The organism is Paenibacillus chartarius (assembly GCF_042432825.1).
GTDB classification, from domain to species: domain Bacteria; phylum Bacillota; class Bacilli; order Paenibacillales; family NBRC-103111; genus Gordoniibacillus; species Gordoniibacillus chartarius.
In genome coordinates this window covers 21274-38820 of the sequence record NZ_JBHLWN010000123.1, presented here as the reverse complement: position 1 = coordinate 38820, position 17547 = coordinate 21274, and the positions used below count along the sequence as shown (strand labels likewise).

The window sequence follows — 17547 nt, the reverse complement described above, 5'->3', positions numbered from 1 at the left end:
CCTTTTTTGACGGATTTGAAGTATGGGTCCTACAGGCGTACAATGGCAGAAGAGCGTCAACGACGTCTAAGGAGGGTTTGCTGTGAAAGTTGAAGTTTGGTCGGATTTTGCCTGTCCGTTCTGTTATATCGGCAAACGCCGCTTTGAAGCTGCACTGGAGCAGTTTCCTCAGCGTGCGGAGGTAGAGATCGTGTATCGCAGCTTCGAGCTGGATCCGAACGCGCCTCGTAAAGTGGAGTACGATGTTCATCAAATGCTGGCCAATAAATACGGTATGCCGCGCGAACGGGCCGTCGAGATGAACCGCAACATGACGGAGCAAGCCGCTGACGTCGGTCTTACGTACAACATGGACACGATCGCGGTAACGAACACGTTCGACGCGCATCGGCTGACCCACTATGCCGCCGCGTACAGCAAGCGCAACGCGATGACGGAACGGCTGCTGAAAGCGTATTTCACCGACTCGCTGAACCTGAGCGATCACGAGACGCTCGCCGGCCTCGCGGCGGAAATCGGGCTTGACCGGGATGAGGTGCTGCGGATGCTGGCGGAGGGCGAGTATGGGAGCGAGGTCCGCGCCGATGAGCAGGAAGCTGCGCAGCTCGGCATACGCGGCGTTCCTTTCTTTGTCATTGACCGCAAATTCGGCGTCTCGGGAGCCCAGCCCAGCGAAGTTTTCGTTCAAGCGCTGCAGCAGGCCTGGGAGGAATCGCGCCCGCTCACGATGCTGAATGAACAGGGCGGGGAGCTGGCGGACGAGGCATGTGCAGACGGGGTGTGCACTCCGCCTGCCAAGAAGTAAGCGGCTGTCGGAAGACTCGTTTGGCCGCCGGGCCGGGCGGGTCTTTCTTTCTGTTGTTTGGTAAAAAACTCAAACGGAGGGACACCCATGACCAGAATCTCGAGCAATCTTACTGAACTTATAGGAAACACGCCGCTCTTGCGATTAACCAACTTCATTCAGAAACACGGCGTCAATGCGGATATCATCGCGAAGCTGGAATATTTCAATCCGGCCGGCAGCGTGAAGGACCGGATCGGCTATGCGATGATCAAGGATGCGGAAAAGCGCGGCTTGCTCCATAAGGACTCGGTCATTATCGAGCCGACCAGCGGGAATACGGGAGTCGGCCTTGCCTTCGCCGCCGCGGCGCTAGGATATCGGCTGATCATTACGCTTCCGGAGAGCTTCAGCCTGGAGCGCCGGAAGCTGCTCATCGCGCTCGGTGCCGAATTGGTGCTGACGCCTGCTGCGGAAGGAATGGGCGGAGCCATTAGGAAAGCGGAAGAGCTGGCCGCCGAGATCCCTCATTCGTTCGTCCCTCAGCAATTCACCAATCCGGCCAACCCCAGCATTCATAAGCAAACGACGGCGGAAGAGATTTGGCGGGATACGGACGGCGAGGTGGATATGTTTGTCGGCGGTGTCGGTACGGGAGGCACCATCTCAGGGGTAGGGGAAGTGCTGAAGGAGCGGAAGCCGTCCGTATCCATCGTCGCTGTGGAGCCGCACGATTCCCCGGTGCTTTCCGGCGGGAAGCGCGGACCGCATCTCATTCAGGGGATCGGCGCCGGGTTTGTCCCGGATAATTTCAATCGGTCGGTTGTCGATGAAATCGTGCAGGTGAGGAATGAAGAAGCGATCGGGACGGCGCGGGAGCTGGCCCGCTGCGAAGGGCTGCTGGTCGGCATTTCGTCCGGGGCGGCGGTGTTTGCGGCACTGCAGATTGCGAAGAGACCGGAAAATCGCAGCAAAAAGATCGTGGTGCTGCTGCCGGATACGGGCGAGCGGTATTTGTCGACGGATCTGTATCCGGAAGCGTAACTGCATCAGAATGAAGGTCGCGGCTTAGAGGCTGCGGCCTTTTTTGCATGGCATTTACAATAAATTCACGGCACATTGAACTTCCGATAATAATTGGCTTGTATGATGAATTCAGTCGAAAAACAACAAGAAAACACAACATATCACATTTACTGAAAAGTGGAGGGAGCACGGAACGATGAAACCGAAAGCAATGCGCTTACTGGTTGTACCCGTCCTGATGGCGGCGTTGTCCGCATGCGGTACGACCGAAACGAAGCCGGCTTCGAGCTCGGCGGGCACGCCGGCGCCGGCACCGGCGGCTGCAAACACAACGAAGGAAGCGGACGCGAACAAGCCTTTAACCCTGGAGCAAATTACCGAGAAGGCGAAGCAGGAAGGAACGGTCGTCAGCGTCGGTATGCCGGATACCTGGGCGAACTGGAAGGACACCTGGGCGGACATCTTGAGCAAATACGGCATCAAGCACACCGACACGGACATGTCCTCGGCCGAAGAGATCGCCAAGTTCGAAGCTGAGAAGGACAAGCCTACGGCCGATATCGGCGACGTCGGCATGGCGTTCACTTCTGTTGCGGTGGAGAAGGGCGTCGTGCAGCCGCACAAGGTGTCGACGTGGGACAAGATTCCGGACTGGGCCAAGGATAAGGACGGCAACTGGGTCGTCGGCTACACCGGTACGATTGCGTTCATGACGAATACGAAGCTGGTGCCGAACCCGCCAAAGAGCTTCGACGATATTTTGAAGGGTAACTATAAGGTAGCGATCGGCGATGTGGCGAAAGCTTCGCAGGCGCAGAACGCGATCTTGGCGGCGGCGATGGCGTATGGCGGCGACGAGAAGAACATTCAGCCGGGCATCGATTTCTTCGAGAAGCTGTCGAAGCAGAAGCGCATTTCTCTCGCGGACGTCAAGGTGGCGAACTTCGAGAAGGGCGAGATTGAAGTGGCTCTCGTGTGGGACTTCAACGCACTTGGGTACAAGGATCAGCTGAAATCGGCCGACTATGATATCTCCATTCCGAAGGAAGCGAGCGTCATCGGCGCTTACGCGACGATTATCAACAAGTATGCGCCGCATCCGAATGCAGCGAAGCTGGCTCAGGAGTACATCCTCAGCGATGCCGGTCAAATCAATCTGGCGAAGGGCTTCGCCCGTCCGATCCGCGACGATGTGAAGCTGCCGGCCGACGTGGCGAGCAAGCTGGTACCTAGCGAGCAATACAAGAACGCCAAGCCGATCAAGGACTTCAAGGCGTGGGACGCAACCTCGAAGGCGATCCCGCAGCTGTGGGAAGAGAAGGTATTGGTTAACCTGAACTAACCCTGTTGGCCGAGGATAAACGGTTTACGCCGTCCTCAAGGACGGGCGCGTTACCGTAGCGGAATCAGCCAATTTATAGACGAAATTTTGTACTCTCTGATGCAGGAACATAAACAGTTACCTTCTTTGTTGAGAAGAGGGTAACTGTTTTTAACAAGGAGCACCGATCCGTCATGAACCTTAGGAAAATCAATCCGCTCACGCTCATCGCCGCGCTTCTCCCGCTGATGCTGCTCATTGTATTGTTCGAGCTGCTGCCGACGGCCGCCATGGTGATGAACAGCTTCTTGTCGGACGACGGCAAGCAGGTGACGCTGCAGCAGTATGTGACGGCTGTCACGAATGCGTTCTACGTGAAGGCAATTACGAACAGCCTGTTGATCTCTTTCTATTCCAGCGTCGTGGGCATCGTGTTATCTCTGGCGCTGGCTTATGCGATAACCCGCACCTCCGAGGCGACCCGGACGGCGGTGCTGACGGTTTCCAATATGACCTCGAATTTTGCCGGTTTGCCGCTCGCGTTCGCTTATATTATTTTATTGGGCAACAACGGGGTATTTACGATTTTGCTAAAATCCTGGGGCTGGTCCTTGTTTGACGGTTTTAACTTGTACTCGTGGACGGGACTGGCGCTGGTGTACGTATATTTTCAGGTGCCGCTCGGGGCGCTGCTGCTGTATCCAACGTTCCACGGCATCCGGGAGCAGTGGCGGGAGGCGGCTGCGCTGCTTGGAGCGGGTACGCTCCATTTCTGGCGGCGCATCGCGCTGCCGGTGCTGCTGCCCGGTATTGCCGGGACGTTCACGATCCTGTTCGCCAATGCGATGGGGGCGTACGCGACCGGCTATGCGCTTGTCGGCGGCAATTACAACCTGCTGGCGATCCGCATCGGCGCGCTCGTCGCCGGCAACGTCGTCACGAGGCCGCAGCTCGGCTGCGCGCTGGCGGTGCTGCTCGGCCTGATGATGGTGCTCGCGATGTGGGTGAATGAGCGGCTGATGCGCAAGGTGAGGAGGGATTTGCAGTGAAGCGGTCCAAGGCGCTGCCTCGATCGATTTTGGCGATTGTTATCGTGTATCTGCTCATTCCGCTGCTGGCGACGCTGCTGTATTCGCTGTCCCGGACGTGGCAGGCGACCGTGCTTCCCGAGGTGTGGACGCTGCAGTGGTACGTCGATCTGTGGCGCGACGCCCGCTTTGGGGATGCGCTGCTGCGGACGATTTGGACGAGCGCGGTGACGATCGGGCTGTGCCTCGTTGTCATGCTGCCGGCTGTGTTCGTCGTGACCGTGTATGTCCCGAAGTGGGAGAAATGGCTGCAAATGCTCATGCTGATGCCCTATGCGGTGCCGGGGGTCGTAGCCGCCGTCGGCTTGATCCGGATGTACTCCTCCGGGCCGCTTGCGATCTCCGGTACCGTTTGGATTTTGATCGGCGCCTACTTCGTAGCGATTCTGCCTTATATGTACCAAGGCATCCGCAACAGCCTGCGGACGGTGCACAGCCTGGAGCTGATGGAAGCGGCGGAGCTGCTCGGATCTGGGAAAATGACGGCGTTCCGGCGCGTTATCGCGCCCGCCATTTTGCCGGGGATTACGGTGTCGTCATTGCTCTCGCTGTCGGTGCTGTTCGGGGAGTTCGTGCTGGCGAATTTGCTCGTTGGCGGGCATTTCGAGACGATTCAAATCTATTTGTACCGCCGGCTGAACGAGAGCGGCCATCTGGCGAGCGCTATCGTGATGGCGTATTTCGTTATCATTCTGGTGCTGTCCCTCATATGGATGCGCCTTAGCAAGCGGTTGTTCGGAGCGAACGGGAGGACGGGAGTATGAGTTACTTGGAGCTGGAGGGCATTACGCAGCGGTTCAAGGAGACGACGGTGCTGCACGGGCTCAGCCTGGAGGTGGAGCGGGGCGAGCTATTGACGCTGCTCGGGGCGAGCGGCTGCGGGAAGAGCACGCTGCTGCGCTGTATTTCGGGCTTGCTGCCGCTGGATCAAGGCGAGATTACGCTGGACGGAAACCGCATTACGAAGCTGCTGCCGAAGCAGCGCGGGATCGGCATGGTGTTTCAGTCGTACGCGCTGTTTCCGACGATGACGGTGGCGGACAATATTGCTTTCGGGCTTACGGTGAAGAAGATGAGCAAGCCGGACATTCGGCAGCGTGTCGAGCGGCTGACGGCCATGGTCGGGCTGGAGGACAAGCTCGGCGCGTATCCGCATGAGCTGTCCGGCGGTCAGCAGCAGCGGGTGGCGCTGGCGCGCTCGCTGGCCGTCGAGCCGAAGCTGATGCTCATGGACGAGCCGTTCTCGGCGCTCGACGCGCAGATCCGCAAGCAGGTGCGGTCGGAGTTTCGCCGGCTGCAGAAGGAGCTTGGCATGACCACGATTTTCGTGACGCACGATCAGGAGGAGGCGCTGACAGTGTCCGACCGGGTGTGCGTCATGAATCAGGGGCGGATCGAGCAGCTGGGCACGCCGGAGGACGTTTATACGAAGCCGAAGACGGAGTTTGTAGCCAGGTTTATCGGCAACTACAACTTGTTCCGGGCGGAGCAGCTTGCCGCCTGGGGCTGGACGGATGCGGCGGGAACGTATGCGCTGCGGCCGGAGGCGATTCGGATGACGCCATATGGTTCGGACGAGCGGATCGGCGCTGCTGAAGTGGCGGCTAATGGTGTTGCGGCCGATGGTGTTGCTGCGGCAGCGACAGCGGCGGGGGCAACAAGTGCGGCAGTGGCAACAAGGGCAGCAGCTGCAGCGGAAAGACTCGTGCGGATCAACGGTCAAATCAAGGAAGCGGCGGTGCTCGGCAATATCATTCGGTATGTCGTGGAGGCCGGAGCCGGCAGCGTGACGGTTGATGCGCTGAACCGCAGCGGCGAGGCGCTGCTGCAGCCGGGAACGAACGTAACGCTGGAGTGGGATCATACAGATTGCAAATACTTGGAGTCTGGCGGTGGATGAGCTTGTCGGTGTTGGCGGAAGAACGCAAGATGTGCATTTTGGAATGGCTCGAGCGGGAAGGAAAGGTGATGGTCGTGCCTTTGGCGGCGCACCTGGACGTTTCGACGGAGACGGTCCGGCGCGATATGGCGGCGCTGGAGAAGGAAGGGCTGCTGAAGCGGGTCTACGGCGGGGCGATCAAGCCGACGTTCCGGACGGACGAAGCGCCGTATTCGATGCGGCAAAAGGTGAACTTCGAGGAAAAGCGGGCGATCGGCCGGATGGCGGCGGAGATGATTCAGGACGGCAGCACGATCGCGATCGATGAAGGGACGACGCCGCTGGAACTGGCCCGTGCCATTCAGGGCCGGAAGCGGCTGACGGTGCTGACGAATTCCCTGCCGGCGGCGGTCTGCCTGCTGGAGTCGCTTAGTCAAGACAAGTTCAGCGGGAAAGTCATCCTGCTCGGCGGGGAAGTCAACCCGGAGCAGCAGGCGGCGAACGGTCCGCTGAGCGAGCGCATCGCCCGCGAGTTCCGCGTGGATCAAGCGTTCCTGTCGGTCGGAGGCATCACATTAACGCACGGCATTACGGATTATGACCTGAACGAAGCGTCAATGTCCCGCACTCTCGCCGAGGCTGCGCAGGAGGTCATTGTGCTGGCGGACCGATCCAAGATCGGCATCTCCACCTTTGCGCATATGCTGCCGATTGAGCAAGCGGATGTCATTGTGACGGATGCGCCGTGCCCGGCGGATTGGACGGCCGCATTGGAAGAAAAGGGCGTGCTGTGGGTGCAGGCGCCGGTGAAGGAGGACTCATGAGCATCATATCCGGGAAAGTGATTATGGTCGTGCTGGACGGCCTTCGTTACGACACGGCGCGCACGCAGATGGGGTATATGAATCATATGGTCGAAGCCGGGAAGGCGGCGTGCTGCCGCGTATGGTCGGAGCTGCCGAGCTTGTCGCGGCCCTTGTACGAGGTGCTGCTGACCGGAACGCCAAGCTCGGTGAACGGCATTACGAGCAATCAGACGGTACGGCTCAGCACGCAGACAAGCGTATTTCATTTGGCGCGCGAGCAGGGGCTTCGTACGGCGGCGGCGGCGTACTATTGGGTCAGCGAGCTGTACAACCGGGCGCCGTTCGATCCGATTGAGGACCGGGAGCAGCATGACGAGTCGCGGGCGATTCAGCACGGGAAGTTTTATTATGACGACAGCTATCCCGATTCGCACTTGTTTGCGGACGCGGAGCTGCTGCGCCGGCGGGAGAATCCGGATTTCCTGTACATCCATCCGATGGGGATCGACGATGCGGGCCACCGGTACGGGGCGGATTCGAAGGAATACCGCGGCAAAGCGATTATGGCCGACGCGCTGCTGGCGAATTTGGCGCCTGGCTGGCTGGAGCTCGGCTACCGGGTCATCGTCACGTCCGATCACGGCATGAACGCGGACGGTCAGCATGGAGGCACCGGAGTAGAGGAGCGGGAAGTGCCGCTGTATATCATGGGCACAGCCGGAGTGAAGCCGGGCTACTACGAAGAGCGTGTGCCGCAGCTGGCGGTGGCGCCGCTCGCTTGCCGCCTGCTCGGTCTGCAGCCGTCCGCTGCGATGGCCGCTTTGCGGTTTCCCGGCGTTGCATACGATGAGGAATCGGAGGGGGACGCGTGAAGGTTGATTTCCATTTTCATCTGGAGGAGGGGCCTTATTCGCTGCAGTGGCTGATGCGCACGGCACGGGCCTTGCAAGAGACTTCGCCTGCTGTCGCCGGAGCCGCGGCCGGCGGGTCCTCCGGCCCCGGCACATTGCCATGGATCCGGCAGGCGGTCGATCAGCTGAAGCTGCGGACGGAGAGCGGCTGTTTCAGCTACGAATGGCTGGAGCGGTACATCCGGACGGGACGGGCGAGAGGGATCGAGCAGTTCGGCGTCGTCGACCATTTGTACAGGTTCACGGAGTTCAAAGGCTATTATGAGCGGCATATGCTGCTGGACGACAGTCCGCTTGGACGGCTGCAGCGCGAATGGCTGGACCGGGTGTGCGTCTATTCGGCCGAGCAGTATCTGGAAGGAATGCGTGCGGCGGCCCGGCGCGAGCCGGATCTGGCGGTCGGTGTGGAGGCAGACTATTTTCCCGGCGGGGAAGATGAGCTGCGCGGTCTGCTGGCCGGATTGGAGCTGGACTACGTGATCGGCTCGGTGCATTTCTACGAGGGCTGGGGCTTTGACAATCCCGATGTGCAGGAGCGGTTCCGCGACTATTCGCTGCCGGAGCTGTACGCCGGACATTATGCCAATGTGATTCGGGCGGCGGGGAGCGGGCTGTTTGACTGGATCGCCCATTTGGATAATCTGAAGGTGTTCGGCTACCGGCCGGAGGAGAGCGGGCTGCTGCCGATGTACCGTGAAGTGGCGGCGGCACTGCAGGCGAACGGCATCGGTACCGAGATCAACACGGGCCTTCGCTACCGGTATCCCGTCAAGGAGATGTGCCCGAGTCCGTCGCTGCTGCGCGTGCTGTTCGAGCATAACGTGCCGATTACGCTGAGCTCGGATGCGCATTTTCCCGACGACATCGGCATGCATCTGGATGAAGCGGTACAGGCGGCGCGCGAGGCCGGGTACCGTGAGGTTATGTATTACCGCGGGAGGGTGCGGCATATGGCGCCCATCGGGGAGCATGGAGCATAGAGAAAACCGCCTGAGCCATGACGCTGCAATAAAACCCGAGCCTCCCGACTGAGGGGGCCGGGTTTTTGTGCGCGATTCGGGGTGAGCAAGAATCACAACGCATAATAAGGGCTACGGCAGAAAATGTAAAACGCTTACATTGGAGTATTTTTCGTGGAGCGCTAGTTACCTGCACATTGTCCGAGCTTCGCTGCCTGAAGGCTTCGGTCCGGAGGCGGAGGCAAAAGGGGCTGTCACCCTCAAGTAGAGTTTTTCTACTTGTGGGGACAGCCCTTCTGCGTTACTTCCACCCGGTTTGCGTTACGGGTACACGGACAGCTCCCATAAGGAGTAGCCGTACGGTGTGCCGCGCTGCGTTCCGGTCAATCGTACGTATCTGGCGCTTGTCGGCGCAAACGTAATATCGTCGATGTTGCCGTCGCCCGTTGTTGTCGAATATACCTGCGTCCAAGTCGTTCCGTTCGTGGAAACTTCAATAAGATAGCTTTTGCCGTATGCCGCTTCCCAATTAAGAACGATATGGCTGATGGAAGCTGCCGCGCCTAGATCGACTTGCATCCACTGCGGATCGCTGAAGGCGGATTCCCATCTCGTACCGGCATTGCCGTCCACCGCGTTCGAAGCCGGCTGCAGCGGGCTCGCCGACGACGTGGCCGTTTGGTTCAGCGCCAGATTCACGGCGGTTTGAGCTGCTGTGATTGGCTGCTGAACCGAAGCGTCCGTGTAGCCTGCCGCCGATATCGTGACGGTATAGGTTTTCTCCGTCGGGAACAAGGCGGCGTTCAGGGTGATTTTGCCTGCGGACAGCGTGTATTGGGATGCGCTCGCCGCGGTGCCGTCCACCTTCACCGCATTGATCGCGCCGCGCCATGCCGCGTTATCGGCGAACGTCACGTCGATCGGCTGGCCGGCCGTATTCTGCGTCGTATCCGCCGTAAGCGCAGGAGGGGTGAGCGTTGACGAAGAGCTGCCGTACACTTCGAACTCCCACAGCGAGTAGCCGTACTGCGTGCCGCGCTGCGTACCGTTCATTTTCACATAGCGCGCATTCACAGCCGCAAAGGTAATATCGTCGATAGCGCCGTCGCCCGTCGTCGTCGAATAGGCGGTCGTCCAGGTCTTACCGTCCGTAGACGTTTCAATCGAATACGCTTTGCCGTATGCGCCTTCCCAGTTCAGGAGGACGCGATTGACCGAATAAACCGCTCCCAGATCGATCTGAATCCACTGCGGATCGCTGAAGGCGGATTCCCATCTCGTACCGGCATTGCCGTCCACCGCGTTCACAGCCGGCTGCAGCGGGCTTGCCGACGACGTGGCGGTTTTGTTCAGCGCCAGGTTGGAGCCCCCGCTGCCGCCGCCGTTCGTCAACGGATTGACTTTCGCCAGCGATTTGGCAGCCACGGTTGCGGAGCCCGTTACACCTGCAGCGTTCCGGAACGTTACCGTTACGGGGGCGCTTGTCGGATTCCAGACGAGCGCGCTGTAGCCGGCGCCGTTTTTATAAACGGTTGCGCTGGACCAGCCGGATGCCCAAATATCTTTAGTGCGCTGTCCGAGGGTCGCCATGTTGTGTATGAACCAATAGGTGTTGAACACTTCGTTTTGCTGCATGATGGATGGATTCCATTTGTTCAGCACGGCTTGCGGATCGTTCAGCGATTGAATCGGCCACACGATGTGATACCAATCCGTCTCCGGACCGCCGTTATCCGTCACAAAGCCGTTATACAGCGCAGCTGCCTTTGCCTTATCGAAGCCGTAGCTCGTTAAATATTCGGCCGTCGGCAGCCAGTGAATGCCGTACACGTACACCGGATTCCCGTTAAAGAACGTTCCGAAGAAGTTCGAGCTGCCGTACACTTGACCTACGGATTTATGCGTGTAAGCCGGAAGCCAATTGTCTTGGTCGTAGTTGAACCAGTATTCCTCGACCGCCTTCAATTCGGTTGTGAAGCCGAAGATGGAAGCGTCGCGGTAAGCCTGATTGCCCGTCAGCATGCTCCACATATATTGGCCGACCCAGCCGAATAGCGCTTCGCCGGCCGCTTCCTGATTGTTGCCGTCGTTGTTGTCGCCGTAGCCGCCTGCCCACGAGTGGCCTTCATACGGATCGAAATTCCGGAAAAATGGGAACATCGTGTCGGTCCGCGAAGGATTCGCATAATCCCGGATCAAATGCTCGACCATGCCGCCGTATTTGTCCTTGAAATCCTGATCGTACGTGGCCAGAATCGCGGACGCGAACACGTAATACCCGTAAGTGAAATGGTGATCGGTAATGCCCGAATTGGCACCGAAGCCGCTGTCCTTATAGATCATCGTGCCCCAGTCCGAGTTATAAGAGAAGTAATAGTTCGGCTCGCCGGAGGTGTAGGTGTACCAGTCGCTCAAAATCGTTTTCATGCGGCCGAGGAACAGGCTCTTGTAATTGGCGTCGCCGATCTGATCTGCAATCAACGCACCCATGGCGAGCGGATGAAGCCTCTTCCCCTGCCAATAGGCGTCGGTTTGCATCAGATTCGTGGCCGTGTCCGCATCCAGCAGCGCCAAATACTGCAGCAGCGACTGGCGGGAATAGCCGGCATCGCCAGGCTCCGTAAACTGCGGAACGATACCGTAAAACTTGTCGACGGTCGTGAAGCTATTGCCCTCCGTCAGCTTCAGAACGCCGCGGATCGAAGGATACGCCAAGGCGGTAAGAGGCGTCGTCGTAATTTTCCATTGGTGCGGCAGCTGCGCCATCAGCGTCGTATTCGCAAAGCCTGCGCGTTTCAGCGACGTCGCGACATTGAACGTGGTCGTGACGTTCGAAGTCGTTTCGTTGAAATTGTAAGATACCTTCGTGTCGGTTACATATGCGTAAGCATGCTGATAAAAATAATTCAGATTCGCCGCCGCCGGCATGGCAGCAAGCGATAAATAGGTAAGTCCGCCGCCCAGTTTGATTTTCAGCTTGGAGCCTACCTTCTGGAACGTCGTGCCCGCCGGAGCGAACAGGCCGTAGGTTCTCGTGACGGGCGCCGGTGTCGGTGCGGCGTCGGTCGTCGTAATTTCCAGGCCGATGTGGTCTGCGTTGACCACAGCCCCATCGGTCGTCAGAAGCGTCGTGTTGTTATCATCAAAATAACGGACGGTGCCGGGGATGTACACCTCGGGCGACATCGGATCGCTGAATTGGTTGAACAAATACGGCGAGCCTTTGACGAAGGTCGTTTTCATTTTGTCGGTTGTCCCGTCGCTCAATACGGCGTCGGCCGACCAATCGCCGTATGCCGTAATCCGGTTCGACATATTCGACGTGTTGATATTGTTCGCCATCAGGAACAGGTCGGACGGGCCGGTAGCCGCCTGCGTTTTGCCGTCCGTGCTGACGAATCCGGCGCCCGGCGTCAGCACGCCCAAGCCCTGCTGCGTGTATTTGCTTTTGAGCGGAAGCGTTACAATGCCGTCGCCGAGCCTGTTGATCATAATAGATTGCCACCAGTCGTTGGATGGCAGCGGAGCATGGAGCGAATCGGCTCTGTATTTCGGATATTTCGGCTGCGGAATGGTCAGGTCGTTCGTATCGTAGCTCCCTTGTCCGACTGGAACCGCGGACGTTGGGGGAATGCTCGGGATCGGATACGTCGTCTGCGGATCGCCTGCGACGTAATCGTACACCTTGAACTCAAATAGCGAGAAGCCGAAGCTGGTCGCTCTGCTGATACCTTTCATTCGCACATAGCGGCCGTTCGCGTAAACGGGCAAGTTGAGCGTGCCGCCGTCGCCGTGCATTTCCCTGTAAATCGTCGTCCAATTCGTGCTGTCATCCGAAACCTGCAGGTCGTAGATTCTGCCGGCGGCTGCTTCCCAAGCCAAAATAATTCGGCCTATCGTATGGCTGCTGCCAAGGTCGACATAAATCCATTCGTTATCCGTCGCGTTCGAAGACCAGCGGGTCGTATCGTTGCCGTCGACAGCATTTTGCGGCAGCGTCGATCCGGGCGGGAGATAGTCCGATTGCTCGTAGGAGGATGAAACTACGGGCTTATTGAGAGCAATGTTCGGACCGAGCACCGGCGGCGGCGGATTGACTCCGCCCGTTCCGTACACCTCGAATTCGAACAAGGAAACGCCGTATTGAGCCATTGCGCGCTGGGTCGCGTATAACCGGACATAGCGGCCTGTGCCGCTGAGCGCGAGGTCTTCTATGCCGCCGTTACTCGCAGTCGTAGAATATACATCCGTCCAATTCAATTCATCGCTGGACACTTGAATCTTATAAGACTTCGCATAAGCGCCTTCCCAGTTGAGCTTGACGCGGTCAATCGCGGCGCTCGCTCCCAAATCGACATAAATCCATTGCGGGTCGACTCCCCACACGCTGCCCCAACGCGAACCGGTATTTCCGTCAAACGCCAGATCGGGCGTGTTGTTGCCCTCCGAGCTGGAAGCGTAAGCCGGCCGATTCAAGGATAGCAGGTAAGAGGCGGCGGCGCTCGCCTTTGTGAGCGGAATGATATTGAGCGTGCTGAGCACCATCGAGATGAGGATGGTTATCGTCGTAAGTAATTTCATTTTTAAGCGAATACTACCCCAAATTTGGTACAACATGAACGATTTCCTCCTTAATAGTTTTGACGAGCAAAAACGACAGTATCACTCCTTTTCTTGGTTTCGACATTTCAACACGAGGTGTATTTGCGTCTATGGTGATAACTTCACGATATTCCGATTTCCCATCGTATTCAATTCAACGATTCAACGATTTTGCATACGAATCCACGGTTTTTGATGATCGATACCCCGTTATTTCGTCGCTATTAAAGGAAGCGATTGTTTCCACGGAGACGGAGCGTTTCAGAACGGGTCGAATCTCCATATTTTCAGGGCGATCCGTCGCAAGGATTTGCCGAAGCAATTCGTTTCCTTAATGTCATTGATTAAGTAAAACAATCGTTAATTGGTGTTCTAGAATGCCAAGGATCGTTACGTTACCATAAACACATAAAGAGGAGAAGAGAGGGTGGTGCGATATGAGAAGCGAAGCGCAAACCGAATCGACGGAAGTAGAGCGGCTTGCGCCCACTAGTGCGGTTGTCCGCAAAGAGGAAAACCTATGGAGGCGTTTCTTCCGGCAATGGGAATACCAATCCATGGTTTTGCCGTCCATCTTGTTCATCTTGGTTTTCAGTTATATTCCCATGTGGGGGGTACTGATCGCCTTTAAGGAGTACAACCTGTTCAAAGGGTTTGCGGCAAGCCCCTGGGTGGGAATGACCCACTTCAGGATGTTCTTCGAATCGCCGGAATTCTGGGACATTATACGCAATACGTTTTGTATCAGCCTGCTGAAGCTTGCCGTCGGCTTTCCGGCTCCGATCATCCTGGCTCTTATGCTGAATGAAATCGGCAATATGGTCTTCAAACGGACGGTTCAGACGATTACGTATATCCCGCACTTCATTTCGTGGGTGGTGGTATCCGGGCTGGTCTTCTCCATGCTGGCGGTCGATAACGGACCGGTTAACGAAGTGCTGTTGAAGTTCTCCCTGGTTCGCGAACCGGTGAACTGGATGTCCATTCCCGAATATTTCTGGGGAATCCTCGTATCCGTCGGGGTTTGGAAAGAAATCGGATTCGGCTCCATCGTTTATTTGGCGGCTATCGCCGGCATCGATCCGGCTTTGTACGAGGCATCCGCGCTGGACGGCGCGAACCGCTTTAAGCAAATTTTCCTGGTAACGCTTCCGGGTATCTCGCCGGTGATTGTGATTTTCCTGATACTTGGCATCGGCAACATCTTGAATGCAGGGTTCGAGGACATCCTGTTGCTGACCAAAAATATGAACAACGGCATTCTGACGCCGATTGCGGAAGTCATCGACACCTATGTGTACCAGATGGGTATCCTTAACCAACGGTACTCTTACGCTACGGCGGCAGGGCTCTTCAAATCGATCCTGAGCATCATCCTGCTGTTCCTGGCCAACACCATCGCCAAGAGATTAGGCAAGGCAAGCTTATGGTAGATAACGGGATAAGGGGAAACAGTTATGAAATTGAGTGCTTCGGATAGAACGCTGCGCGCAATCATCTACTTGCTGCTGTTGGTCCTTTCGTTCGTGACCTTTTATCCGTTCTGGAATTCGCTGGTCATTTCGTTTAACTCCGGCAGCGATACTTCATTGGGCGGCGTAACCTTTTGGCCCAGGGAGTTCACGGTTGAGAACTACATGATCGTTTTCAAGGAAAAGAACATTTTCAATGCATACTTGATCACCATCCTAAGAACGGTTATCGGCACCGTCTTATCGATCTTTTTCACGGCAATGTTCGCTTACGGGCTATCCAAGAAGGGGCTTGTTTTCAAAAAAATGTACATGATCATCTGTGTCGTTACGCTCTATTTCAGCGGTGGGCTCATTCCGTACTTCGTTCTGATCCACTCCATCAAGCTTTACGATACGTTTGCCTTTCTTGTCATTAACGGTATGGTCAATGTCTACAACATGATCATTTTCCGAACCTTCTTTGCGGAGCTGCCGGACGGCTTGGAGGAATCGGCGCGCATGGACGGATGCTCCAACTACGGGGTGTTTTTCCGGATCGTGCTGCCCATCTCCGGTCCAGTCCTGGCTACATTGTCATTGTTCACCGCTGTCGGACTCTGGAACGACTGGTTCACTCCGGCGGTTTTCATCAACAGTCAAGAGCTGATTCCGCTCCAGACGCTGTTGGTTCAAATTATCAATGCAGGCACAACGGCGACCTTGATCGCCAATCTGAATACCCATGCACAGAGCATGGTTCAGAATACGGTCACGGTTAAAGCTCTGCAAATGGCAACAATGATGGTGGCAACGCTCCCCATTCTGGCGGTATATCCGTTCCTTCAGAAATATTTTGTCAAGGGAGCGCTCGTCGGCTCATTGAAGGAGTAGCCTCCGGCTGCTGCCAGTCGCATTCGGATATCGGCGGTTTTCCGCTTGTATCATTTGAAATGAAATTTCGAGAGGGGTAATACAGATGATCGGGAAAAGAAACTTGATGCTGGTCATGATCGGCGCTCTCAGCACGAGCGTTATGCTGACGGCTTGCTCCCAGGGCAGCAAGGATGCAGGCAGCCCGGCCAACGCATCGGAATCGGCGACGAATGCACCTGTAGCGGCTAAGGCGGACGCCAACGATATCCAGGCGAAAGTAAAGCCGGTGGACTTCAGCCTGTTCGTCAACTATGACTGGTACACGTCTCCGAACTGGCTCGAGCGGCCTCAAGGAAAGTGGATCACCGACAATTTGAAGGTGACAATCGATCCGGTGCAGTCCAACGGGGCTGCGGCACAGAAGCTGAACGCCATGATCGTCGCCAACAAGCTGCCGGATGTCATCGTGCTGGATCGCGGCAAGGATGTGGAGCGTCTGCAACAGGCCGGCAAGCTCGTAGCGCTGGATCCGTATCTGGAGAAGTATCCGGAATTCGTCAAGACCGTTGGCGAGAAGACGCTGAACATGCTGCGCAGCTCCGACGGTAAGCTGTACCAGATTCCAAACTGGTATATTAGCGGCACTCAAGGCAACGGCAACGGCGCATACTTGGTGGAGAAGAAAATTTACAAAGCGCTGGGCTCCCCCAAGCTGGAAACGTGGGAGGATCTGCAGGCTTACACGAAACGGGTAAAGGACAAATTCCCGGATGTGGTGCCGCTTGATTTCGGTGAAATTCGCGACGGAGCAGATGTGCAAATGTTGGGTATGCTGTACAGCGGTGCGGAAAACGATCGTACCCCTGCCTTCATTTCTCCGGGATCCGGGCAAGTTTTCGGGGTGCCGAACGGCAAAGAGTTGACTTCCATCTATAAGGACCCTGCTTTCAAGGATGCAGCGATGTTCAGCAGCCGGCTGTTCCGTGATGGAATGACCTCGAAAGATCTGTTTACCCAAACCCGGGATCAAATCCTCGAGAAATTGAAGAAAGGCAAAATCGCCGTGTTCGGCGCTTACGACGCCGTCGTCGAAGGCATCGGCCGAGAAGCCAACAACATGCTGAAGGCTGCGGATCCGGAGGATGGCTACGATGTCATTTGGCCGGTGCATAAATCCGGTGTGGACAAAAACAAGGTGTTCCCATCCGGCTATAACACGCTGGGCTGGAACGTTAACGTCATCACGACCTCCGCCAAAAATCCGGAGGCCATCTTCTCTTACATGAACTGGGCTACAAGCCCGCAGGGCCAACAGGTTCTGTTCTTCGGTCCGCAAGGACTGTTCTACGACAAGGTGGAAAATGGGGTTCCGGTTCCAAACGAAGCTTATATCAAACGCGATCCCAAGAAATATGACGAGCTCAAGATCGGCGAGTTCAACTGGTACGGCAATACCTCCTACGTGGACAGCACCAAGGCGCAGCGCGAGAAGCTGCTGCCGCAGGAGGTTCAAGATTGGACGACGCAGGCGCAAGCCAATGTTACATTCAAGACCTCCAAGAACATGACGGAATTCTCCAATCTGGATCCGGCGCCGAATTCCGAGGAAGGCATCATTCTGCAGCGGTTGAAGGACCAATTCAGACAAGTCGTGCCGAAGATTTTCTTCGCCAAGAGCGATGAAGAAGTCAATTCGCTTATTGCCCAAGCCGACCAAGAGGCGACGAAGCTCGGCTACGACAAGGTGCTGAAATGGAAGACGACGCAGTGGCAGGAAAACTTGAAGAAAATTTCAGGCCAATAAACGAAAATCATTCGGGAAGAGAAAGTATGGAAGCATACTT

General features: G+C 56.8%; 13 protein-coding genes. 12 read left to right on the top strand and 1 reads right to left on the bottom strand.

Annotation, left to right across the window (positions count from 1 at the left end; genetic code table 11):
* The first annotated feature begins 82 nt into the window (after positions 1-82).
* From ACFFK0_RS29835 to ACFFK0_RS29795, 9 genes are all read left to right on the top strand, one after another.
* Positions 83-805 carry a DsbA family oxidoreductase gene (locus ACFFK0_RS29835; RefSeq protein ID WP_377474947.1) on the top strand — a complete coding sequence of 241 codons (723 nt, stop codon included), beginning with the start codon at positions 83-85 and terminating at the stop codon, positions 803-805.
* Between the two features lie 87 nt (positions 806-892).
* Positions 893-1828 (top strand): cysteine synthase A, encoded by a 936-nt coding sequence (cysK, locus tag ACFFK0_RS29830; RefSeq protein ID WP_377474945.1) that lies wholly within the window; start codon positions 893-895, stop codon positions 1826-1828.
* A 178-nt stretch (positions 1829-2006) separates the two neighbouring features.
* Positions 2007-3152, top strand: coding sequence for an ABC transporter substrate-binding protein (locus ACFFK0_RS29825; RefSeq protein WP_377474943.1), 1146 nt, complete (start codon positions 2007-2009; stop codon positions 3150-3152).
* A gap of 173 nt (positions 3153-3325) precedes the next feature.
* Positions 3326-4180 (top strand): ABC transporter permease, encoded by an 855-nt coding sequence (locus ACFFK0_RS29820; protein WP_377474941.1) that lies wholly within the window; start codon positions 3326-3328, stop codon positions 4178-4180.
* Positions 4177-4983 carry an ABC transporter permease gene (locus ACFFK0_RS29815; protein WP_377474939.1) on the top strand — a complete coding sequence of 269 codons (807 nt, stop codon included), beginning with the start codon at positions 4177-4179 and terminating at the stop codon, positions 4981-4983. The genes ACFFK0_RS29820 and ACFFK0_RS29815 overlap by 4 nt, the downstream gene beginning before the upstream one ends.
* Positions 4980-6119, top strand: coding sequence for an ABC transporter ATP-binding protein (locus ACFFK0_RS29810; RefSeq protein ID WP_377474937.1), 1140 nt, complete (start codon positions 4980-4982; stop codon positions 6117-6119). Before ACFFK0_RS29815 ends, ACFFK0_RS29810 begins: the two co-directional genes overlap by 4 nt.
* Positions 6116-6922, top strand: a complete 807-nt coding sequence (locus ACFFK0_RS29805) for a DeoR/GlpR family DNA-binding transcription regulator (protein WP_377474935.1) — start codon at positions 6116-6118, stop codon at positions 6920-6922. Before ACFFK0_RS29810 ends, ACFFK0_RS29805 begins: the two co-directional genes overlap by 4 nt.
* Positions 6919-7776, top strand: a complete 858-nt coding sequence (locus ACFFK0_RS29800) for an alkaline phosphatase family protein (RefSeq protein WP_377474933.1) — start codon at positions 6919-6921, stop codon at positions 7774-7776. Before ACFFK0_RS29805 ends, ACFFK0_RS29800 begins: the two co-directional genes overlap by 4 nt.
* Complete coding sequence (locus tag ACFFK0_RS29795) at positions 7773-8795, top strand: PHP domain-containing protein (protein ID WP_377474931.1); 1023 nt, start codon at positions 7773-7775, stop codon at positions 8793-8795. The genes ACFFK0_RS29800 and ACFFK0_RS29795 overlap by 4 nt, the downstream gene beginning before the upstream one ends.
* Positions 8796-9095: 300 nt before the next feature.
* On the opposite strand, the gene ACFFK0_RS29790 is transcribed toward ACFFK0_RS29795, so the two are convergent.
* Positions 9096-13391, bottom strand: coding sequence for a galactose-binding domain-containing protein (locus ACFFK0_RS29790; protein ID WP_377474929.1), 4296 nt, complete (start codon positions 13389-13391; stop codon positions 9096-9098).
* Positions 13392-13933: 542 nt separating this feature from the next.
* Here ACFFK0_RS29790 and ACFFK0_RS29785 point away from each other — a divergent pair.
* From ACFFK0_RS29785 to ACFFK0_RS29775, 3 genes are all read left to right on the top strand, one after another.
* Positions 13934-14809: an ABC transporter permease gene (locus tag ACFFK0_RS29785; RefSeq protein ID WP_377474990.1), complete on the top strand. Its 876-nt coding sequence runs from the start codon at positions 13934-13936 to the stop codon at positions 14807-14809.
* Between the two features lie 24 nt (positions 14810-14833).
* Positions 14834-15721 (top strand): carbohydrate ABC transporter permease, encoded by an 888-nt coding sequence (locus ACFFK0_RS29780; protein ID WP_377474927.1) that lies wholly within the window; start codon positions 14834-14836, stop codon positions 15719-15721.
* Positions 15722-15806: 85 nt separating this feature from the next.
* Positions 15807-17507 carry an extracellular solute-binding protein gene (locus tag ACFFK0_RS29775; protein ID WP_377474925.1) on the top strand — a complete coding sequence of 567 codons (1701 nt, stop codon included), beginning with the start codon at positions 15807-15809 and terminating at the stop codon, positions 17505-17507.
* Positions 17508-17547: the final 40 nt, after the last annotated feature.